Source organism: Xylanibacter brevis ATCC 19188 (assembly GCF_000621725.1).
GTDB lineage: Bacteria > Bacteroidota > Bacteroidia > Bacteroidales > Bacteroidaceae > Prevotella > Prevotella brevis.
This window is the reverse complement of the sequence record NZ_JHXM01000001.1, coordinates 202,724-220,379: the sequence shown is the minus strand read 5'-3', so window position 1 is coordinate 220,379 and position 17,656 is coordinate 202,724. Positions and strand designations below refer to the sequence as shown.

General features: G+C 52.4%; 8 protein-coding genes. All 8 read left to right on the top strand.

Features of this window, described 5'->3' with window-relative positions; all coding sequences use genetic code 11:
- The 8 genes from T433_RS0100680 to T433_RS0100645 all read left to right on the top strand — a co-directional run bounded on the left by T433_RS0100680 (position 1) and on the right by T433_RS0100645 (position 17,624).
- Positions 1-1,092 (top strand): efflux RND transporter periplasmic adaptor subunit, encoded by a 1,092-nt coding sequence (locus T433_RS0100680; protein WP_027450772.1) that lies wholly within the window; start codon positions 1-3, stop codon positions 1,090-1,092.
- A 15-nt stretch (positions 1,093-1,107) separates the two neighbouring features.
- On the top strand, positions 1,108-4,140 hold the full coding sequence (locus T433_RS0100675) for an efflux RND transporter permease subunit (RefSeq protein WP_027454456.1): 3,033 nt from the start codon (positions 1,108-1,110) through the stop codon (positions 4,138-4,140).
- Complete coding sequence (locus T433_RS0100670; RefSeq protein WP_027454455.1) at positions 4,137-7,121, top strand: efflux RND transporter permease subunit; 2,985 nt, start codon at positions 4,137-4,139, stop codon at positions 7,119-7,121. Before T433_RS0100675 ends, T433_RS0100670 begins: the two co-directional genes overlap by 4 nt.
- Before the next feature lie 469 nt (positions 7,122-7,590).
- Entirely contained in the window at positions 7,591-9,171 is a 1,581-nt protein-coding gene (locus tag T433_RS0100665) for a DUF6377 domain-containing protein (RefSeq protein ID WP_155808228.1), read from the top strand.
- Positions 9,172-9,376: 205 nt separating this feature from the next.
- The gene (locus T433_RS0100660; protein ID WP_027454453.1) at positions 9,377-11,629 is read left to right on the top strand and encodes a glycoside hydrolase family 31 protein; all 2,253 of its coding nucleotides are present in this window, start codon (positions 9,377-9,379) and stop codon (positions 11,627-11,629) included.
- A 15-nt stretch (positions 11,630-11,644) separates the two neighbouring features.
- Positions 11,645-12,376, top strand: a complete 732-nt coding sequence (locus tag T433_RS0100655; protein ID WP_081778283.1) for a SusF/SusE family outer membrane protein — start codon at positions 11,645-11,647, stop codon at positions 12,374-12,376.
- Positions 12,377-12,446: 70 nt separating this feature from the next.
- Positions 12,447-15,464 (top strand): hypothetical protein, encoded by a 3,018-nt coding sequence (locus T433_RS0100650; protein ID WP_155808224.1) that lies wholly within the window; start codon positions 12,447-12,449, stop codon positions 15,462-15,464.
- Positions 15,465-15,491: 27 nt separating this feature from the next.
- Positions 15,492-17,624, top strand: a complete 2,133-nt coding sequence (locus tag T433_RS0100645) for a TIM-barrel domain-containing protein (protein ID WP_248616452.1) — start codon at positions 15,492-15,494, stop codon at positions 17,622-17,624.
- The last annotated feature ends 32 nt before the right edge of the window (positions 17,625-17,656 follow it).

The window sequence follows — 17,656 nt, the reverse complement described above, 5'->3', positions numbered from 1 at the left end:
ATGAAGAACAATGGAATAAAAGCCGCAGTGGCTGTCCTTGCACTGCTGTCGCTGGCTGCCTGCAAAGGTGAAAAGGAAAAGGAAAACAACGAAGACATGGCTGCCATGGAGCAGATGGTGGCCGAGGTTGACACCATCACACTGCAGCGACAGGTGTTTCAAAAGCAACTGCTCTGCAACGGCAAACTGGTGGCAGCACAGAAGGCCGAGCTGCCATGTCCGCAGCCGGGCTCGCTGGTGCAGCGGGTGTGCGTGAAGAACGGACAGGTGGTGAGCAAGGGCACACTGCTCTGTGTGGCCGACACACGGACATACCAGGCAGAGCTGGAAAAGTCGAAGCACGATATGGAGCGGTCGCGCGTGGAACTGCAAGACAAGCTGATAGGGCTGGGCTACGACGGAAATCTTGAAAAGGTGCCTGCCGAGGTGCTGAAGCGCGCCGAGGTGATCTCGGGCTATTATGCCGCGAAGTATCAGTTGCAGGCTTCGCAGAAACAACTGAAGGACTGTGAGCTCCGGGCTCCGTTTGCCGGACGTGTGGCCAACCTGGAGGCGCGCGAGAACCAGCCGGGAGGGAAGTTCTGTGTGCTCATAGACGACGCCTTCTTCGAGGTGGAATTCAAGATTCTGGAGGCAGAACTGAACTTCGTGAAGACGGGACAGCAGGTGGTGGTGTCGCCCTTTGCAGATAAGGACAAGAGGTATCTGGGCACGGTGACGGGCATCAACCCGATGGTCGACGAGAAAGGACTGGTGGCCGTGACGGCAAGGGTGAAGAACAGCGGCGACGGGATGATGGACGGCATGAACGTGCGCGTCATCGTGGAAAACGCTGTGCCCAACATGCTGGTGGTGCCAAAAGAGGCTGTGGTGGAGCGCGATGGCTATCACGTGATTTTCCTCTACGACAAACAGACACAACGGGCCGTATGGACCTATGTGGATGTGCTGTACAGCAATCTGGGACAGTTTGCCATCACGGGCTGCGAGAAGAAGGAGACCACCCTGCACGAGGGCTCGTGCGTCATTGTCTCGGGCAACCTGAACCTGGCTGACGATACAGAAGTGACCATCAGTCGTGAAAATAAATAAAGAGGTACACTTGATATGCTGAGAAAACTGATACACCGGCCTATCGCCGTAAGCATGATTGTGGTGGCAGTTATGGTGGTGGGCATCGTGGCGCTGCGACACATCCCCGTATCGATGATGCCGCAGATAGACATTCCACGCATCACGGTACAGATGTCGAACCCGGGCGCCTCGGTGACGGAGATAGAGCAGCAGTTGGTGGGACCCATGCGCCAGCAGCTGGCACAGGTGGCAGGCCTGAAGGACATCGAGAGCGTGTCGCGCATGGACATAGGCACCATCACACTGTCGTTTGAACCCGGTGCCGACATGGACCTGCTGTTCATCGATGTGAACGAGAAGGTGGACCGTGCCATGAACGGATTCGACCGACAGGTGAGCAGACCGAAGATTATCAAGGCCAGCGTGCTGGACATACCAGCCTTCTATGTGGACATCACGACTGCCAACGACAAAGGCGACGACAGTGCAACGTCGGAGCAGAAGCTGGCGCAACTGTCGAAACTGGTGAGAAACGTGATACTGAAACGCTTCGAACAGATTCCAGAGGTGGCGATGGTGGACTTCAGCGGTACGGTGGGCGTGGAGATTCAGTGCGTGCCCGACATGGACAAACTCAGCGCTATGGGTATGGGCGTGGAAGATATTGAACGCACCATCCGCGACAACAACATCACGCTGGGAGCACTGAGCGTGGTCAACGGCATCTATCGCTATAGCGTGCATTTCGATGCCCAGATACTGAGCAAAGAGGACATTGAGAACCTCTACGTGAGACATGGCGACCGCATGGCCAGGCTGAAGGACATCTGCGAGGTGAAGGAGCATGCGGCGGTGAGAAACGGCATCGTGAAGAGCAACGGCAAGGATGCGGTGACAATGGCCGTCATCAAACAGAACGATGCGCAGATGGAGGTGCTGAAGGAACATATGGAAGAGCTGATAAAACAACTGAGGACAGACTATCCTGACATCGAGCTGGTGGTGAACCGCGACCAGACAGAGCTGCTCTCATACTCTATCAGCAACCTGGAGTGGAACTTTGCGCTGGGTGCGCTGCTGGCCTGCCTGATACTCTTCGTGTTCAATGGCGGATGGCGCACACCGCTGCTTATCATCATCTCTATTCCGTTGTCGTTGGTGCTGACGCTGCTTTGTTTCTATCTGTTTGGCATCACGATCAACATTATCTCGCTGTCGGGACTGATTCTCGGCGTGGGCATGATGGTGGACAACGCCATCATCGTGATTGACAATATCATGCAGCGGGAAGATGCCGTCAGAGGTACGGGCGAGGTGTTCGTGCCGATGCTGAGCTCGGTGCTGACCACCTGCTCGGTGTTTATACCACTGATATTCCTGAATGGCACCACAGGTGCTCTCTTCTACGACCAGGCCATGGGCGTGACGATGGCTCTGGCCGCCTCGCTGCTGGTGGCGGCCATGGTGATTCCTGTGTATTTTCACAACCTCTACCTGAGAAAAGGACTCCGCGGCAAGAAGCGGGTGACACCGGGCGAACGACTGCTCATGAGGTGGTATATGCCGATGAACCAGTGGACCATGCGGCACGGCAAGCTGTGCCTGTCGTTCTTCGGCATCGCCGTGGTGCTGATAGTGGTGCTCTTTCCTTTTGTAAAGAAAGAGCGTATGCCGTATATCGAGCATAGCGATGCGCTGATGGTGATAGACTGGAACGCGGGCATATCGGGACACGAGAATGCCCGACGCACGGACGAGGTGCTGCAGGTGGCCAGGCAGAGCATGACCGCAACAACGGCCATGATGGGCACGCAGGAGTTTGTGCTGTCGCATACAGAGGATATCACGGGCAGCGAGGCCATCGTTTATTTCAAGACGGAGAGCAAGGAGGCGCTCGACTCGGCACAGACGGCCATGAGCCAATACCTGGCAAAACACTATCCGAAGGCGAAGGTGGAGTATAAGGTGGCGGGCAACGTGTATGACGCAATATTCCAGACAGACAAACCCGACCTGGAGATAAGATTGCAGAACGTGGACGGCGGAAGACCTTCGGTGGCGCTGGCACGCGAGATGACCGTGGACCTGCACCGGACGTTTCCTGACGTTGGCATACAGCCGGTTGCCGTGGAAGAGAACCTGCAATACGTGGCAGACCTGGAACAGCTGGCTTTCTATCACGTCAGCTATCAGCAGCTGTACAGCCGACTGCACCAACTGTTGGGTGGCAACAAGGTGCATGAGATATCTATCGGCACGCAGATGGTGCCCATCGTGGTGGGACAAGACAGCAGACTGGCTGACGTGGTGATGCAATCGACCATCGCCAACAGCGAGAATGTGGAGATACCCATCTCCTTCCTTGTCAAGGAGAGAAGGGTAGAGAACTATAAACGACTGCATGCCAGCATTGACGGCGAATACTACCCCGTGAGCATAGAGCATGCCGACGATAAGACGGTGGGACGGATGATGAAACACTGCGACAACATCTGTCGGGATAAGAACAGCAAGGTGGCCGTAGGCTATAAGGGCAACTACTTCGAGTCGCGCCAGATGATTGGCGAACTGGCCGTGGTGCTGCTGGTGTCGCTACTGCTGCTCTATTTCATCATGGCTGCCCAGTTTGAGAGTCTGCTGCAGCCGTTTATCATCATCTCGGAGGTGGTGGTGGACGTGAGCGTGGTGATGCTGGTGCTGTTTGTCTGCGGCGAGTCGCTGAACATCATGTCGATGACGGGACTGGTGGTGATGAGTGGTATCGTGATCAACGACTCTATCCTGAAGGTGGACACGATGAACCGCCTCTATCGCTCGGGACACACACTGCTCCATGCCGTTGTTGAGGCCGGACACCGCCGTCTGAAGCCTATTGTGATGACGTCGCTCACCACCATCCTGGCGCTGGTGCCGTTTTTGCACCGCGGCGACATGGGGTCGGCACTGCAGTTCCCGTTGTCGCTGACGCTGACCGTTGGAATGGTGGTGGGAACACTGGTCAGTCTGTTCATCGTACCACTGGAATACTACGTAATCTATCATCTTAAAGACCGGAAGAAGAAATGAAACACGCATTCTCCATCCTGCTCACCATGTGTGTGCTCATGATTGTGGGCGCAGCACTCATCACCCGACTGGATGTCAGCGACCAGCCGCGTCCTAGACAGGGGCGCACGCTGACGGTGACATTCGGATGGAACGGCGCGTCGGCCAAGGTGCTGGAGCAGGAGGTGACCTCCAGGGTAGAGGGCGTCGTGGGGATGGTCAATGGCGTGGCAAGTGTATCGTCAGAATCGAATTTCGGTCATGGACGGGTGGAGATCAGGCTGAAGCCGGAGGCGTCGGTGTCGAGCGTGAAATTCGAGGTGGCATCGCTGCTGAGACAGCTCCGCGACAAGCTGCCACCAGGGGTGAGCTATCCGCAACTGGCGGGCGGCGAGGTGGTCACACGGTCGTCGGGCGACTACGATCAACCCATCCTGACGTATCATATCAATGCCGACATGTCCGACAGGGAGATACGGGAGCTGGTGGAGCGACAGGTGAAGCCCTACCTGATGCGTGTGGACGGTGTGAGGACCGTGGACGTGAGTGGCGGCTCGGACCTGGAGATGGAGGTGGCTTACGATGCCGACCTGCTGTCTAACTATGGTATAACGGCGGGCGACCTGGCCGACGCTATCAGGTCGTATCTGGGCAGAGAGAATGTGGTGGGCGATGCTTACAGGCATGACAGCGAAGGGCACCTGTCGCGCATCACGCTCTTTCTGAAGGTGGATGGCGACAAGATAGACTTTGAGTCGATACCGGTGGTGACCGTGGGCGAAAAGATTATCTACCTGAACAACCTGGCTACCTGTTCGTTTAAGGAAAAGGTGCCGCACTTTTTCTATCGTGTGAACGGCATGAACACGGTCTATCTGACGGTGTATGCTGAGGAGAACGTGAACATCAACAAGGTGGCCGACCAGGTGAAGACCATCATCGACGACTCGGGCGAGATAAACGGACGGTCTCTCTATTTCACCTGCGACACAGACCGTGCGAAAGAACGATTCTCGGAGTTTCAGGTGCTCATCAGGCGTAGTGCCATCTCGCTGGTCATACTGCTGCTGTTCGTGTTCTTGTGTAAGCGCGACTGGAAGTATCTGTTTATTGTGGCAGTGTCGCTGTTGGCCAACCTGTTGCTTGCCGTGATATGCTATGATCTGTTCGACATGCGTCTGGAACCCTTCTCCATGGCGGGTGTCACCATCTCGCTCGGACTGATCATTGACTCCACGATCGTGATGGTCGATCATTACAGCTATCATCGTGACCATCGTGCTTTCACGGGGATTATGGCAGCGATGCTCACCACGATAGGCTCCCTGATCATTGTCTTTTGGTTGCCCGACTCGATGAGAGATTCGCTCTACGATTTCTCATGGATGATCATTGTGAATCTGGCCGTGGCGCTGTTGGTGTCGGCCTTGTTTGTGCCGGCCTTGGTGACGCGGATGAACTACTCGTGCAGAAAAGCAGGCAGACCCCGTAACCTCCGCATAATCTTGTTGTGGAATCGCTTCTACAGGGGGTATATGAGGGTGGCGCAGCATCGTATTCTGCGATGGCCTATCATGCTGGCATTCTTCGGACTTTTCGGATGGACGCTGTGCCTGTTTCTGGACACGGTGAACAAAAGCCATTACGAGAGAGAGAAACGCGAGGTGAAGCTCTATATATCTGGCAAGATGCCGGTAGGCGGCACGGCGGCACAGCTGAACGAGAAGGTGCTCGATGTTGAGGCTTTCCTCTCGACCTTTAAGGAAATCAAGCACTTTGAATCGTATGTCAGTGACGGCGGCGCCCAGATGATGGTGGAGTTTACTGACGAGGCGCAGAATACCAGTTTTCCTTATAAGTTGGAAAACAAGACCATCGGTAAGCTGGTGTCTATCGGTGGGGCCGACTGGGCTACACATGGCGTGAGTGAGCGCGGCTTCAGCAACTCGCTCAACCTGCAGTATCGCTCGCAGCAGATCGTGATAGCGGGCTACGACTATGATCAGTTGTACCGCTATGCTGAAATCATGCAGAAGAAGATGAAGGAGAACCCGCGCGTGGTGGACCTGGTGATTAGAAATGTGGGCGAGGGAGAGCAGGAACAGGAGCTGTATATGGAATACGACCGCGAGAAGCTGACGGCCTATGGCATGAACGTCAACGAGATGTATGGGCGCATGGCCAGCATACTCTCTGAATACTATGTAGGAAGGAAGGGAAATACAGACATCGTGTTGCGCCCCCACCAGTATAACAGCTTTGACCAATGGCAGATGGAGAACTCGTTCCTGAAGCTTCAAGACCGCGAGGTGCGTCTGTCGGACTTTATGAACATCTCGCAACGAGAGGCTAAGAAAAGCATCAAGCGCGAGAACCAGGAATATGTCATCACGCTGGCTTTCAACGTGCTGGGGTCGTATAACTACACCTATAATATTGTTCGCCGATACATGGAAGAGTTTGACGCCATGATGCCTGTGGGGTTCCGCTGTCTTCAGAATGAATATAGGTTCGACGAGGAAGAAAACCAGCAATACCTGTTGCTGGGACTGGTGGCCATCATCATCTTCTTTATCTGCAGTATTGTTTTTGAGAGTCTTTACAAGGCCTTGGTCATCATCCTGCTGATTCCTATCTCGATGGTCGGCGCCTTCCTGGTCTATCATTTCGGAGGCGTGGAGTTCGGACTTGGCGGCTTTGCGGCCCTGGTGCTGCTCTCGGGACTGACGGTGAATGCCGGCATCTATCTGATGAACGAGTATAACAACAATGGCAAGAACTACCTGCGAGCCTATAATCATAAAATCATTCCCATCCTGCTCACCATTCTGTCAACGGTGTTGGGACTTGTGCCTTTTGTCTTCGACCAGGACGAAAACCATTTCTGGTATTCCTTTGCGATGGGCTCTATCGGCGGACTGCTCTTCTCTTTGTTGGCATTGGTGTTTGCAATGCCCGTATTTACGCCATCCCGACGCTCCCAAAGGAAGGGAAAAGGATGAACAGTATCCTCTCCGTTGGAGCAGGATACTGTTCTTTTTCAATAAGTATTGCATCGGCATATAGTTGCTTTCACGCTGCAATACTTACGCTTTTGATTTGCAATACTTATGGTTTTGAGGTGCAATACTTACGCTTTTGGGTCGAATCTAGAGTCTAGAAAGGTTATTTCTAGACTCTAGAAACCTCACGTCTAGAGTTTAGAAACACTATTTCCAGAGTCTAGAAATGACCATTCTAGACTTTAGACTAAAATTAATACTTTAAGTATCACGCTTCAAAAGTGCCACTTTTGTACTTCAAAAGGGCTGCTTTGCTAACCGTAAACTCAAAGAATTACAACGTGAAAGTTTTTTGTTAATTTTATTAAATAAAATTGTGTTATCAGTCTTTTTTACCTACCTTTGCTTTCGAATCGAGATTATTTCGCTTGACACCTAACTAGAAATGATGAATAATTACTTCTATTGTTTGATTTTACTGTTATTCGCTCTTCCACAAACCGTAAGTGCTGAATATTCCAAAGAAACAGAGGAGTGGCTCGACAAACTGGATGCCAGTTTGGAGCGCTATGAGCAGATACATCAGAATAAGCTTTCGCGGGTGAAGGATATGAAAAGTGCATTACCTGCATCGAAGCGCGAAGGTAGGTATTACGAACAATTATATTCTATTTATTTGGAATATAAGGTGTTCAGTTATGATTCTGCCCATCATTATGCTGAATTGTGCTACGAGGAAGCCAAGCGCCTGAATAATGCAGAAAAGATGCTGGAGGCCAAGCAGGCCGTCATCTTCACGCTGATCACCGCCGGCATCCTGACCGAGGCAGAGGACATGATGAAGACCATCGACAGGGCCGCCATTCCTGCCAACCAGTTGGAGTCATACTACGACCTGAACTGCAACCTTTGGCGCAATATGGCCGACTATATCCACGAGGAGCCTTACTACACGAAATACATCACCCGTTGTAATGCCTACAACGACTCTATCATTGCGCTTCACCCCGTGGGGACTATAGAGTGGTGGGCCTACACCGGTATGCTGCAGATGCGCACGGGCCAGTATGCCAAGGCCGAGAAGTCGTTGCTGAGGGTGCTGAGCATGTGTGAAGGCGACTTGCGCATGGAGGCTACCACTTCTGCTGAACTGGCTTGGGCCTATTTCAACCTGAACGACGAGGATAAGGCCATCCAGTTGTTTGCCCGTTCGGCCATAGCAGACAATGAGTCGGCCACGCGCGAGATCACGGCACTTTATCATCTGGCTCGCTTTATATATAAAAAAGGTGACTACGAGCGTGCCAGCATCTATGTGCATCAGGCACTGGAGGAGGTGAACTTCTTCAACACGCGTCTGCGCAAGGTGGAGATCAACGACATCCTGCCCATCATCGAGCAAGACCGCTATGATGCGCTGAGCAGTCAGCGCAACTGGCTGATAGCAGCATCGGTGTTGTTCTTTGTGCTGCTGTTTATCATGGCTGCTGCCTATGTGTTTATTCGCAAGAGCAATGCGAAGCTGAAGGAGGCTCGCCAGACCATTGCCGAGAACCTGGAGCAGTTGCAAGTGGCCAACAGCCATCTGCAGGAGGACGATAAGATTAAGAATGCCTATATCGGTCGCACGTTCTACACCACTGCCGAGTTTATCAGCAAACTGGAGAAGCTGTTCCTGAGCATAGACCGCAAGCTGGTGGCCAAGCAGTATGAAGACCTGCGCCTCATGGTGAAGCTATCGACGCTGAACAGCGAGCGCGACAACATGTTTGAGGCCTTCGACCACACGTTCCTGTCGTTGTTCCCCGATTTTGTAGTTCGCTATAACGAGCTGTTCAACGAGGAAGACCGTAAGGTGCCCGAGAAGGAAAACTCGCTGACCACCGAGATGCGCATCTATGCATTGGTGCGTCTGGGTGTCACTGACAGTGAAAGTATAGCCAAATTCCTGAACTTCTCTGTGCACACCGTGAACACCTATAAGACACGAATCAGGAACCGTTCGCGCTACAAGAGTGAGCAATTTGAGGAGCTCATCATGCAAATTTGACCTGCTTTTTAGACAAATATACCTCATTTTTCGTTATATATCCGTTATACAAAACGGCAATAGTCAAAAATATAAGCATCTGGTTTCCAGGTGCTTATATTTTGTATTAATCAAAAACCAGTTATACAATTCTTATTTTATATACATATACGCGGGAAAATGCCGAACTTTGCACAAACTAAGAACCAAAGTGTTTCACTAGATTATGAGAAAGATTTTCACCGCAATTCTGCTCTTGGTTGGTCTGCTACCCGCAACGGCTGCCGACAGCATGAACCCTCTGGCAAACGCCGACGCAATTGTTAATGCCGGCGAAGCACGTTTCACCGTGCTTACTCCCGAAATGATTCGTATTCAGTACAGTAGAAAACAGCAGTTTGAAGACCGCGCTACCTTTGCCGTGGTCAATCGTCGTCTGCCCGTGCCTCATTATAAAAAAGAGGTACGCGACGGCTATTTGTATATTACCACCGATGCGCTGACATTGCGCTACAAGATGGGTGGCAGGATAGACAACCGCCCCAACGACCAGGTGCTCACCATCCAGTTTAATCTGAATGGACGTCAGGTGACGTGGTATCCCGGCAAGGACGACAAGCTAAACCTGAAAGGCACCACACGTACGCTGGACGGACAGATAGGTGACAACAAGCGTCAGGAGATGGAGAACGGCCTGCTCTCACGTGCTGGCTGGAGCATCATCGACGAGTCGCCCCGCACCAAGCGTGGCGATGGCTCTACCACCTTTGCCTTCGACAAGAGTCAGGACGGCATCGAGTGGGTGGCACAGCCCGTCGATAAGGAAGCCATCGACTGGTACTTCCTGGGCTACGGCCATCAGTACAAGAAGGCGCTGGGCGACTATATCAAGATTGCCGGTCGTCAGCCCATGCCTCCACTCTACGTGCTGGGCTACTGGTACAGTAAGTATCAGCGCTACACCAGCGAGGAGTTCATGGAAATCGTGAACGACGTGAAGAAGAATCAGATTCCCATGGACGTGATGATCTTCGATATGGACTGGCACACTCAGGGCTGGACAGGTTGGACTTGGGACCGCACCGCTATTCCCGATCCTGAAGGACTGATCAAGTTTATGCACGACAACGGCCTGAAGGTGTCGCTGAACCTGCACCCCGCCGACGGTGTTGACGACGACGAGGATATGTTTGCACAGTTGCGCGACTCGATGGGCATGGATGCCGCTACGAAGGTGGTGCCATGGAACCTGAGCGATCCTAAGTTCTACCATCACATGTTCAATAGTATCATCCGCGCACGCGAGAACCAGGGCGTTGACTTCTGGTGGCTGGACTGGCAGCAGAACCTCACCAGTAAGTACGTGGACGGACTGAGCGAGACCTTCTGGTGCAACCACGTGTTCTATAACGACATGCGCCTGAACCGTCCTAACCATCGTCCTTTGATTTTCCACCGCTGGGGTGGACTGGGCAGCCATCGCTATCCTATTGGCTTCTCGGGCGACTCGTTCACAACCTATGGCACACTGGCTTGGCAGCCCTACTTCACAGCTACTGCTTCGAACGTAGGCTTCGGCTACTGGGGACACGACCTGGGTGGACACCAGCAGACTGGTGGCAACGACCCCGAAATCTATCTGCGCTGGATGCAGTATGGCGTGTTTACCCCCGTGTTCCGTACACATGCTACCAACTGGGAAGGCATTGAGCGCCGCATCTGGAAGTATGAGAACTTCCCCTTGCTGCTCGAGACCGTGAAGCTGCGCTATGCCCTGATGCCCTACATCTACACCGCAGCCCGTCAGGCCTACGACACTGGCGTCAGCATGTGCCGTCCGCTCTACTATGATTCTCCCGAGGCAAACAATGCTTATCTCTTCGAAGATGAGTATATGTTTGGCGACGATATCCTGGTTGCTCCAGTAGTGACACCTGCTGGAAAGAATGGTAAGGCCGAGCGCCGCACCTGGTTGCCCGAAGGCAAGTGGTTTGACGTGTGCCGCAATAAGGTGGTTGACGGTAACCGCATCTTCGTCGACAGCTACACACAGCCCGAGATTCCTTATTTCTACCGCGCTGGTGCTGTGATCGTGAATAATCCTCCAATGATGAACCTCAACACCCGTCCTGACCGTCTGATTGTGAAGGTGGTGCCCGGCGCCGATGGCGAGAGCTCTCTCTACGAGGACGAGGGCGACACCGAGGGCTATAAGGAAGGTGCCTTCAGCTGGGTGAAGATGACTCATAAGGACAACAGCCTGACCATCCACCCCCGCAAGGGTTCATTCCCCGGCATGCCCGCTAAGCGCGCATATACCGTTGAGTTCCTGAGCACCGACTGTCCTACAGCAGTTACCGTGAATGGCAAGAAGCAGGATAATGGCACCTGGAACTATGATGAGAATCGTCGTGTGGTAACCGTGTTTGTGCCCGCTACCGCTTGCGACAAGAAGATCAATGTAAACCTGGAAAAATAAAGGAGGAATACTAATATGAAGAAGTTTTTGATATATACAATAGGATGCTTGATGATGGGTCTGAGCACCGCTACAGCCCAGAAGTATCAGGACTTATGGATCACAGGTAGTGCAGTGCCCGGCGGCGTGCAGAAACTGGTGAAGGGCGGCGACGGCAGCTTTAAGTATGCCGGCAAACTGTCTGAGGGCGAGGTTCGCGTCATGACCACCAAGAAGGCAGGTAAGAACACCACTTACCTGTTGCCCCTGCTCGCCGATGCAAATATCGTGAATCGTGGCTTGTCATATCAGGAGACCACCGATGCCAGCAAAGCAGGCTGGCAGGTGGCCTTCGCTGAGGATCACTATCGTTTCACCGTCAACACAAAGGACATGAAGCTGCAGGGTGAGGTGTTCTATCCCTGGGGCGAGCTGTTCATTGCCGGCGGTGCTACCGATGCAGGATGGAAGTGCGAAGGAAAGATGCTGCTGATGAAGCAGGATGTGAACAACCCCTACGTATGGACATGGGAAGGCGAGCTGAAGAGCCATCCTGGTATTGAGGAGCCCGAGAGCTTTAAGTTCCAGGGACAGGACCGCTGGTCGCCCAAGGGCATTCATCCCTATAAGGCCGATGCCGACATTCTGACTGACGGTCAGTTCCGCACAGGTGGTGACGATACGAAATGGAAGATTTCTAAGCCCGGACGCTATCGCATCAAGATTGACCTGTTCAACGAAACTGTCAAGGCAGAGTTGATTAAGTAGTCCTGATTTCAACCGCAAACAATATATTAAGTAATAATAATTATATTTCGAATAACTAAAAACAATGATTATGAAAAGAAGTTTACTCTTTGCACTCCTTTGTTGGGTTGCAAGCTCAGTAGCTTTTGCTCTTGAGCAAGTAGAGGGCGTTTATCAGATCGGTACAGCCCAGGATCTGGTGGCATTCTCAAACATGGTTGCCAGTGGCAATGGTTCTATCTCGGGTGCTTTGACAGCCGATATCGACATGACCGATGTGGAATTCACTCCTATCGGTTCTACGAGCAGTAAGTTCACTGGTACTTTCGACGGCCAGGAGCACAGCATCAAAAACCTGATTCTCGAATCGGAAGATCAAGAGTACGTAGGATTGTTTGGTGTGATTGGTGGTGGCGCTTATATCCACGATGTGGTCATTGCCAAGTCTTGTAGGATTAAGGGTAAGGCCTTCGTTGGAGGTATCGCTGGTGGTACCAATGGTGGTGGCACAGCCACCTTCGAACGTTGCGGTAACGAGGCCACCATTACTGCTATTGAGCAGAATGCAGCTGGTATTTGCGGTGTGAGCATGGGTTCACAGTGTGGTATCGTGATTCTGAACTGTTTCAACACTGCAGGCATTGTTGCAGATAGAGAGGCTGCTGCTTTCTGCGGATGGGTTGGCGATAACGGCAGCAGAATCGAGAACTGTTACCAGGCTGGTTACGTAATTGGTCAGGATGGTCAATATTCTTTGTGGCGCAACAATCGCGGTAAGGGCGTGAACAACTTTGATATAGCTGGTGCCCAGGGTACAAAGATCAGCGAAGATGAATTTGATATGGAATGTGGCGCTGTCTGCTATCAGCTGAACGGCAATAAGTGCGAAGATGCTCTGTGGTTCCAGAACCTTGATAAGGACATCCATCCTTATCCATTCGCTTCTCACGGAATTGTTTATGCTGTTGGTGACCTGTACTGCGATGGTACACCAAAGGACGAGACTGACGTATCATTCTCTAACACCAACGAGTCAAACCGTGACCCTCACTCCTTCGACGATGGTGTCTGCGTTAACTGCGGTGCTGCCGACAAGAACTATAAGGAGCTCACAGAAGATGGTTTCTATCTGTTGGAGACTGCCAAGGATCTGAACTGGTTTGCTGCTCTTGTAAACAACGGTAATAAGAAGGTGAAGGCTCGTCTGACTGCCGACATCGACTTTACGGGATATACACAGGACGACGTGATGATTGGTGGTGACGCTTTCTCTGCCGAAGAGGAGGATCCCGTCCGCGCATTCAATGGCGTCTTTGATGGTGCTGGTCATACTATTATCATTGACTATGCTGCAAGTTACGACGGCGTTGGCCTGTTCAAGGTCGTTGAAAGCTCAACCATCAAGAACCTGATGGTTAAGGGATCTATCGAAACAAGCAATCGTTTTGCTGGTGGTCTGATGTTCGTTACACGTGGTAACTCTACGTTCGAGAACATCGTGGTTGATGTTGACATTAACGGTTCGTACGTGGGCGATGCTACCCATGGCGGTATCTGCGCCGTAGCTCACGAGACTCCTACTTTCAGCAACTGTGCCTTCATCGGTTCAATGGTAGCTGAGGGTTGTGAGGGAAGTGCTGCCATCATCGGTTATGCTCATGGTGAGGTAGAGACCATCATCAAGAACTGTTATGTAGCGCCTTCTGAACTGTTGCTGGCCAATGGTTCTACCGTGATTGCCCGCCACGTGAAGACTAAGATGAACTGCTACTACACAGACAATATCGTTTCTGTTTCTGACAACTCTGTTGAGATCATCAGCGAAGACCTTCTGGCTACTGGTGAGCTCTGCTATCTGCTGAATGCTGCCGATGGTATCGACGCATGGCGTCAGGATCTGGGCACCGATAATTATCCCGTACCTTTCGCTGACCATAAGATGGTTTATGTGGCTGGTTCTGAGTCTTGCGATGGCACACTGAAACCCGATGTGACCTACACTAACAACGAGACTGGTGTGACACGCGATGAGCACAACTATGAAAATGACATCTGCACCGTTTGTGGTGCCCGCATCATTCGCAATGCTACACAGCTGGAGGCTCTGGCCAACGCTATCAACAGTGGTGAGATTGATGGTAAGGTGATTGTTGACGTTGTTGAGGACATCGACATGTCTGAGATCGAGGACTTCACCGGTATTGGTACTCGCACCACCGAGCTCACTGGTGAGGTGGACGAGCAGCAGAACCCCATCACCCGCGACGTGAAGCGCCCCTTCTCTGGTATCTTCGACGGTCATGGTCATAAGATCTCTCACATGTATATCGACGTGCAGACTGGCAACGTAGGTCTGTTTGGCCTGGCCAGCGGTGCTACCATTAAGAATATTATTGTAGATGAGAGCTGCGAAATCTGGTCAACAGGTTACTCTGCCGGTATCGTAGGTACAGCTTGTGGCAACGGTACACTGACCATCGAGAACTGTGGTAACGAGGCTACTGTCAATGTGGGCCCCGACGGTGCTAACGGTGCTGGTATTCTGGGTGTGAACGACCTCAGCGAGGCTTATGTACGCATCATCAACTGCTACAACACTGGTACTATCACTGGTCAGCGTGAGTGTGGCGCCATCTCTGGATGGCTGGGTGATGTTGCAGAGGTTGTGAACTGCTGGAACTCTGGTTTTGTTAATCCAGAAGCGATTGATGGCGAGCGCTCATTCGCTCGTTTCAATGGCAGCAATGTGAAGCTCGTAAACTGCTACGAGGTTGAGGGTACTCAGGTTAACCAGGTTACTCTGGACGATGTGGAGAGCGGTAAGCTCTGCTTCCTGCTGAACAAGGATGCTGAGGCTCCCATCTTCTTCCAGACTCTGGGCACCGATGCTTATCCTGTCTTCGACAATACACACGCTGTGGTTTACGAGACCGTAGATGGTGGTTACAGCAACGACGCATCGGCTTCTGGTATCGAGACTTCTGTAGTCTCTAAGAAGAGCGGCATCCAGGTGGTTTACTCTCTCTCTGGTGCTCGTCAGATGCAGCTGCAGCGCGGCATCAACATCGTACGTATGGCTGACGGCAGCGTGAAGAAGATCATGAAATAGTAATTATATAGTAAATAGTAAGTAGTAATGAAGATGACTTTAAGAGTCAGTATGTTTCTTAGTAGTCTGGCCATCGCTTCCGTAGCGATGGCTCAGACTGCTTTTATGACCAATGACAAAGTGGCGGTGTTCTATCCTAACGGATATGATGCAAAACAGCACCTGCCTTCACCTATTTTCGAGCACGAGCCAGCAGCTATCAACACGCTTGCTGCCGACTGGAAAGTGCGCCCTGTCTTCACTACCTATGGAGGCAGAAACGTGGCAACCATCAACGTTGAAGACAGTGTCGATTTCTATGGCACTGGCGAGGTAACGGGCAGTCTGCGCCGTAACGGCTATACGGTGGGACTATGGAATATCGACACACCCGCCTATGGCGTAGACAACGGCACGCACCTCTACCAGAGTCATCCCTGGGTGATGGGCGTTCGTAAGGATGGTACAGCCTTCGGACTGATAGCAGACAATACCTGGAAACAACGCATCACCACACAGGATAAGCAGGTGATCTTCGAGAGTGAGGGTCCTGCTTTCCGTGTGGTTGTTATCGAACGCGAGAACCCTCAGGCACTGATGCAGGCCTTGGTTGACCTGACCGGCAAGATGGAGCTGCCACCCCTGTGGTCGCTCGGCTATCAGCAGTGTCGTTTCAGCTACCATCCTGACACCCGTGTGAAGGAGATAGCTGATTTGTTGCGTTCTAACCGCATCCCTTCGGATGTTATCTGGATGGATATCCACTACATGGACAACTACAAGATTTTCACCTTCCACCCCAAAGAGTTCTCTGACCCTAAGGGTTTGAACGACTATCTGCACAGCAAGAACCTGAAGGCTGTGTATATGATCGACCCAGGCGTGAAGGTAGAGAACGGCTATTTCGTGGACGACCAGGGAACAGCTGCCGACTACTGGGTGAAGGATAAGGACGGCAAGCCTTTCGTGGGCAACTGCTGGCCTGGCCCCTGCCACTTCCCCGACTTCACACGTCCTGAGGTGCGCACCTGGTGGGCTACACTCTATAAGGACTATATGGCTACAGGCATCGATGGCGTGTGGAACGATATGAACGAGCCTTCTGTCTTCGGCGGTCCTGATGGTACCATGCCCGTGGACAACAAGCACATGGGTGGCGACGGCGTACTGCCTGGTCCTCATGCTCGTTTCCACAATGTGTTCGGACTGAACATGGTGCGTGCCAGTCGTCAGGGTCTGCTCTATGCTAACCCCAACAAGCGCCCCTTCATCCTCTCTCGCTCTAACTTCCTGGGTGGTCATCGCTATGCTGCCACCTGGACGGGCGACAACCTCTCTTCTGTAGATCAGATGAAGCTCAGCGTTCCTATGACGTTGACACTGGGATTGTCTGGTCAGCCCTTCAACGGTCCTGACATTGGTGGTTTCTGCGAGAACTCTACCGCTGAGCTCGTAGCCGACTGGACCGCCATGGGTGTTTACTTCCCCTTTGTGCGCAACCACACCATCGACAACAGTGTGGACCAGGAGCCTTGGGCTTTCACTCCCGAGGTGCTCAACGCTTGTCGTACCGCCATTGAGCGTCGCTACAAGTTGATGCCTTACATCTACACCGCCTTCCGTGAAGCCAGCGTAGATGGTATGCCTGTGATGCGCCCCCTGTTCATGGCCGATGCCAAGGACCTCTCGCTGCGCAGCGAAGACAAGGCCTTCCTCCTGGGTGGCGACCTGATGATCACACCTCGCTGGGCCGAGAATGTGGCACAGCCCAATGGTGGCTCTTGGCAGCCCTTCACGCTGGAACAGAACACCGACATCTATCAGTCGGAACTGCGTCAGCGTCCTGGTTCGGTGATTCCTATGGCCAACCTGGCACAGAGCACCACCGAGATGACCACCGACTCGCTCACCCTCTACGTTTGTCTGGATGCCGATGGCAAAGCCAAAGGTCAGCTTTACGAGGATGAAGGTGATGGCTTCTCATACCGCGAGGGTAACTACAGCCTCTCTACGATCGAAGCTTCGCTCAACAAGAAGCAGCTCTCTATTGTATTAAATAAGGTAGAGGGACAGATGGAGAAGCCCCAGCGCACACTGCGCATCGCCTACGTGAAGGGCGGCAAGGTGCAGTACTCTGCATGGCAGACGGGCAACCAGGCATCCATGAAGATCAAGAAGTGAAAAGATACTCAACCAATACAAACAACCTTACA

What these genes read in the sequence shown, in the direction of transcription:
- T433_RS0100645 (WP_248616452.1), top strand. Translation starts at nt 15,492, where the DNA reads ATGAAGATGACTTTAAGAGTCAGTATGTTTCTTAGTAGTCTGGCCATC.
- T433_RS0100670 (WP_027454455.1), top strand. Translation starts at nt 4,137, where the DNA reads ATGAAACACGCATTCTCCATCCTGCTCACCATGTGTGTGCTCATGATT.
- T433_RS0100650 (WP_155808224.1), top strand. Translation starts at nt 12,447, where the DNA reads ATGAAAAGAAGTTTACTCTTTGCACTCCTTTGTTGGGTTGCAAGCTCA.
- T433_RS0100655 (WP_081778283.1), top strand. Translation starts at nt 11,645, where the DNA reads ATGAAGAAGTTTTTGATATATACAATAGGATGCTTGATGATGGGTCTG.
- T433_RS0100675 (WP_027454456.1), top strand. Translation starts at nt 1,108, where the DNA reads ATGCTGAGAAAACTGATACACCGGCCTATCGCCGTAAGCATGATTGTG.
- T433_RS0100680 (WP_027450772.1), top strand. Translation starts at nt 1, where the DNA reads ATGAAGAACAATGGAATAAAAGCCGCAGTGGCTGTCCTTGCACTGCTG.
- T433_RS0100660 (WP_027454453.1), top strand. Translation starts at nt 9,377, where the DNA reads ATGAGAAAGATTTTCACCGCAATTCTGCTCTTGGTTGGTCTGCTACCC.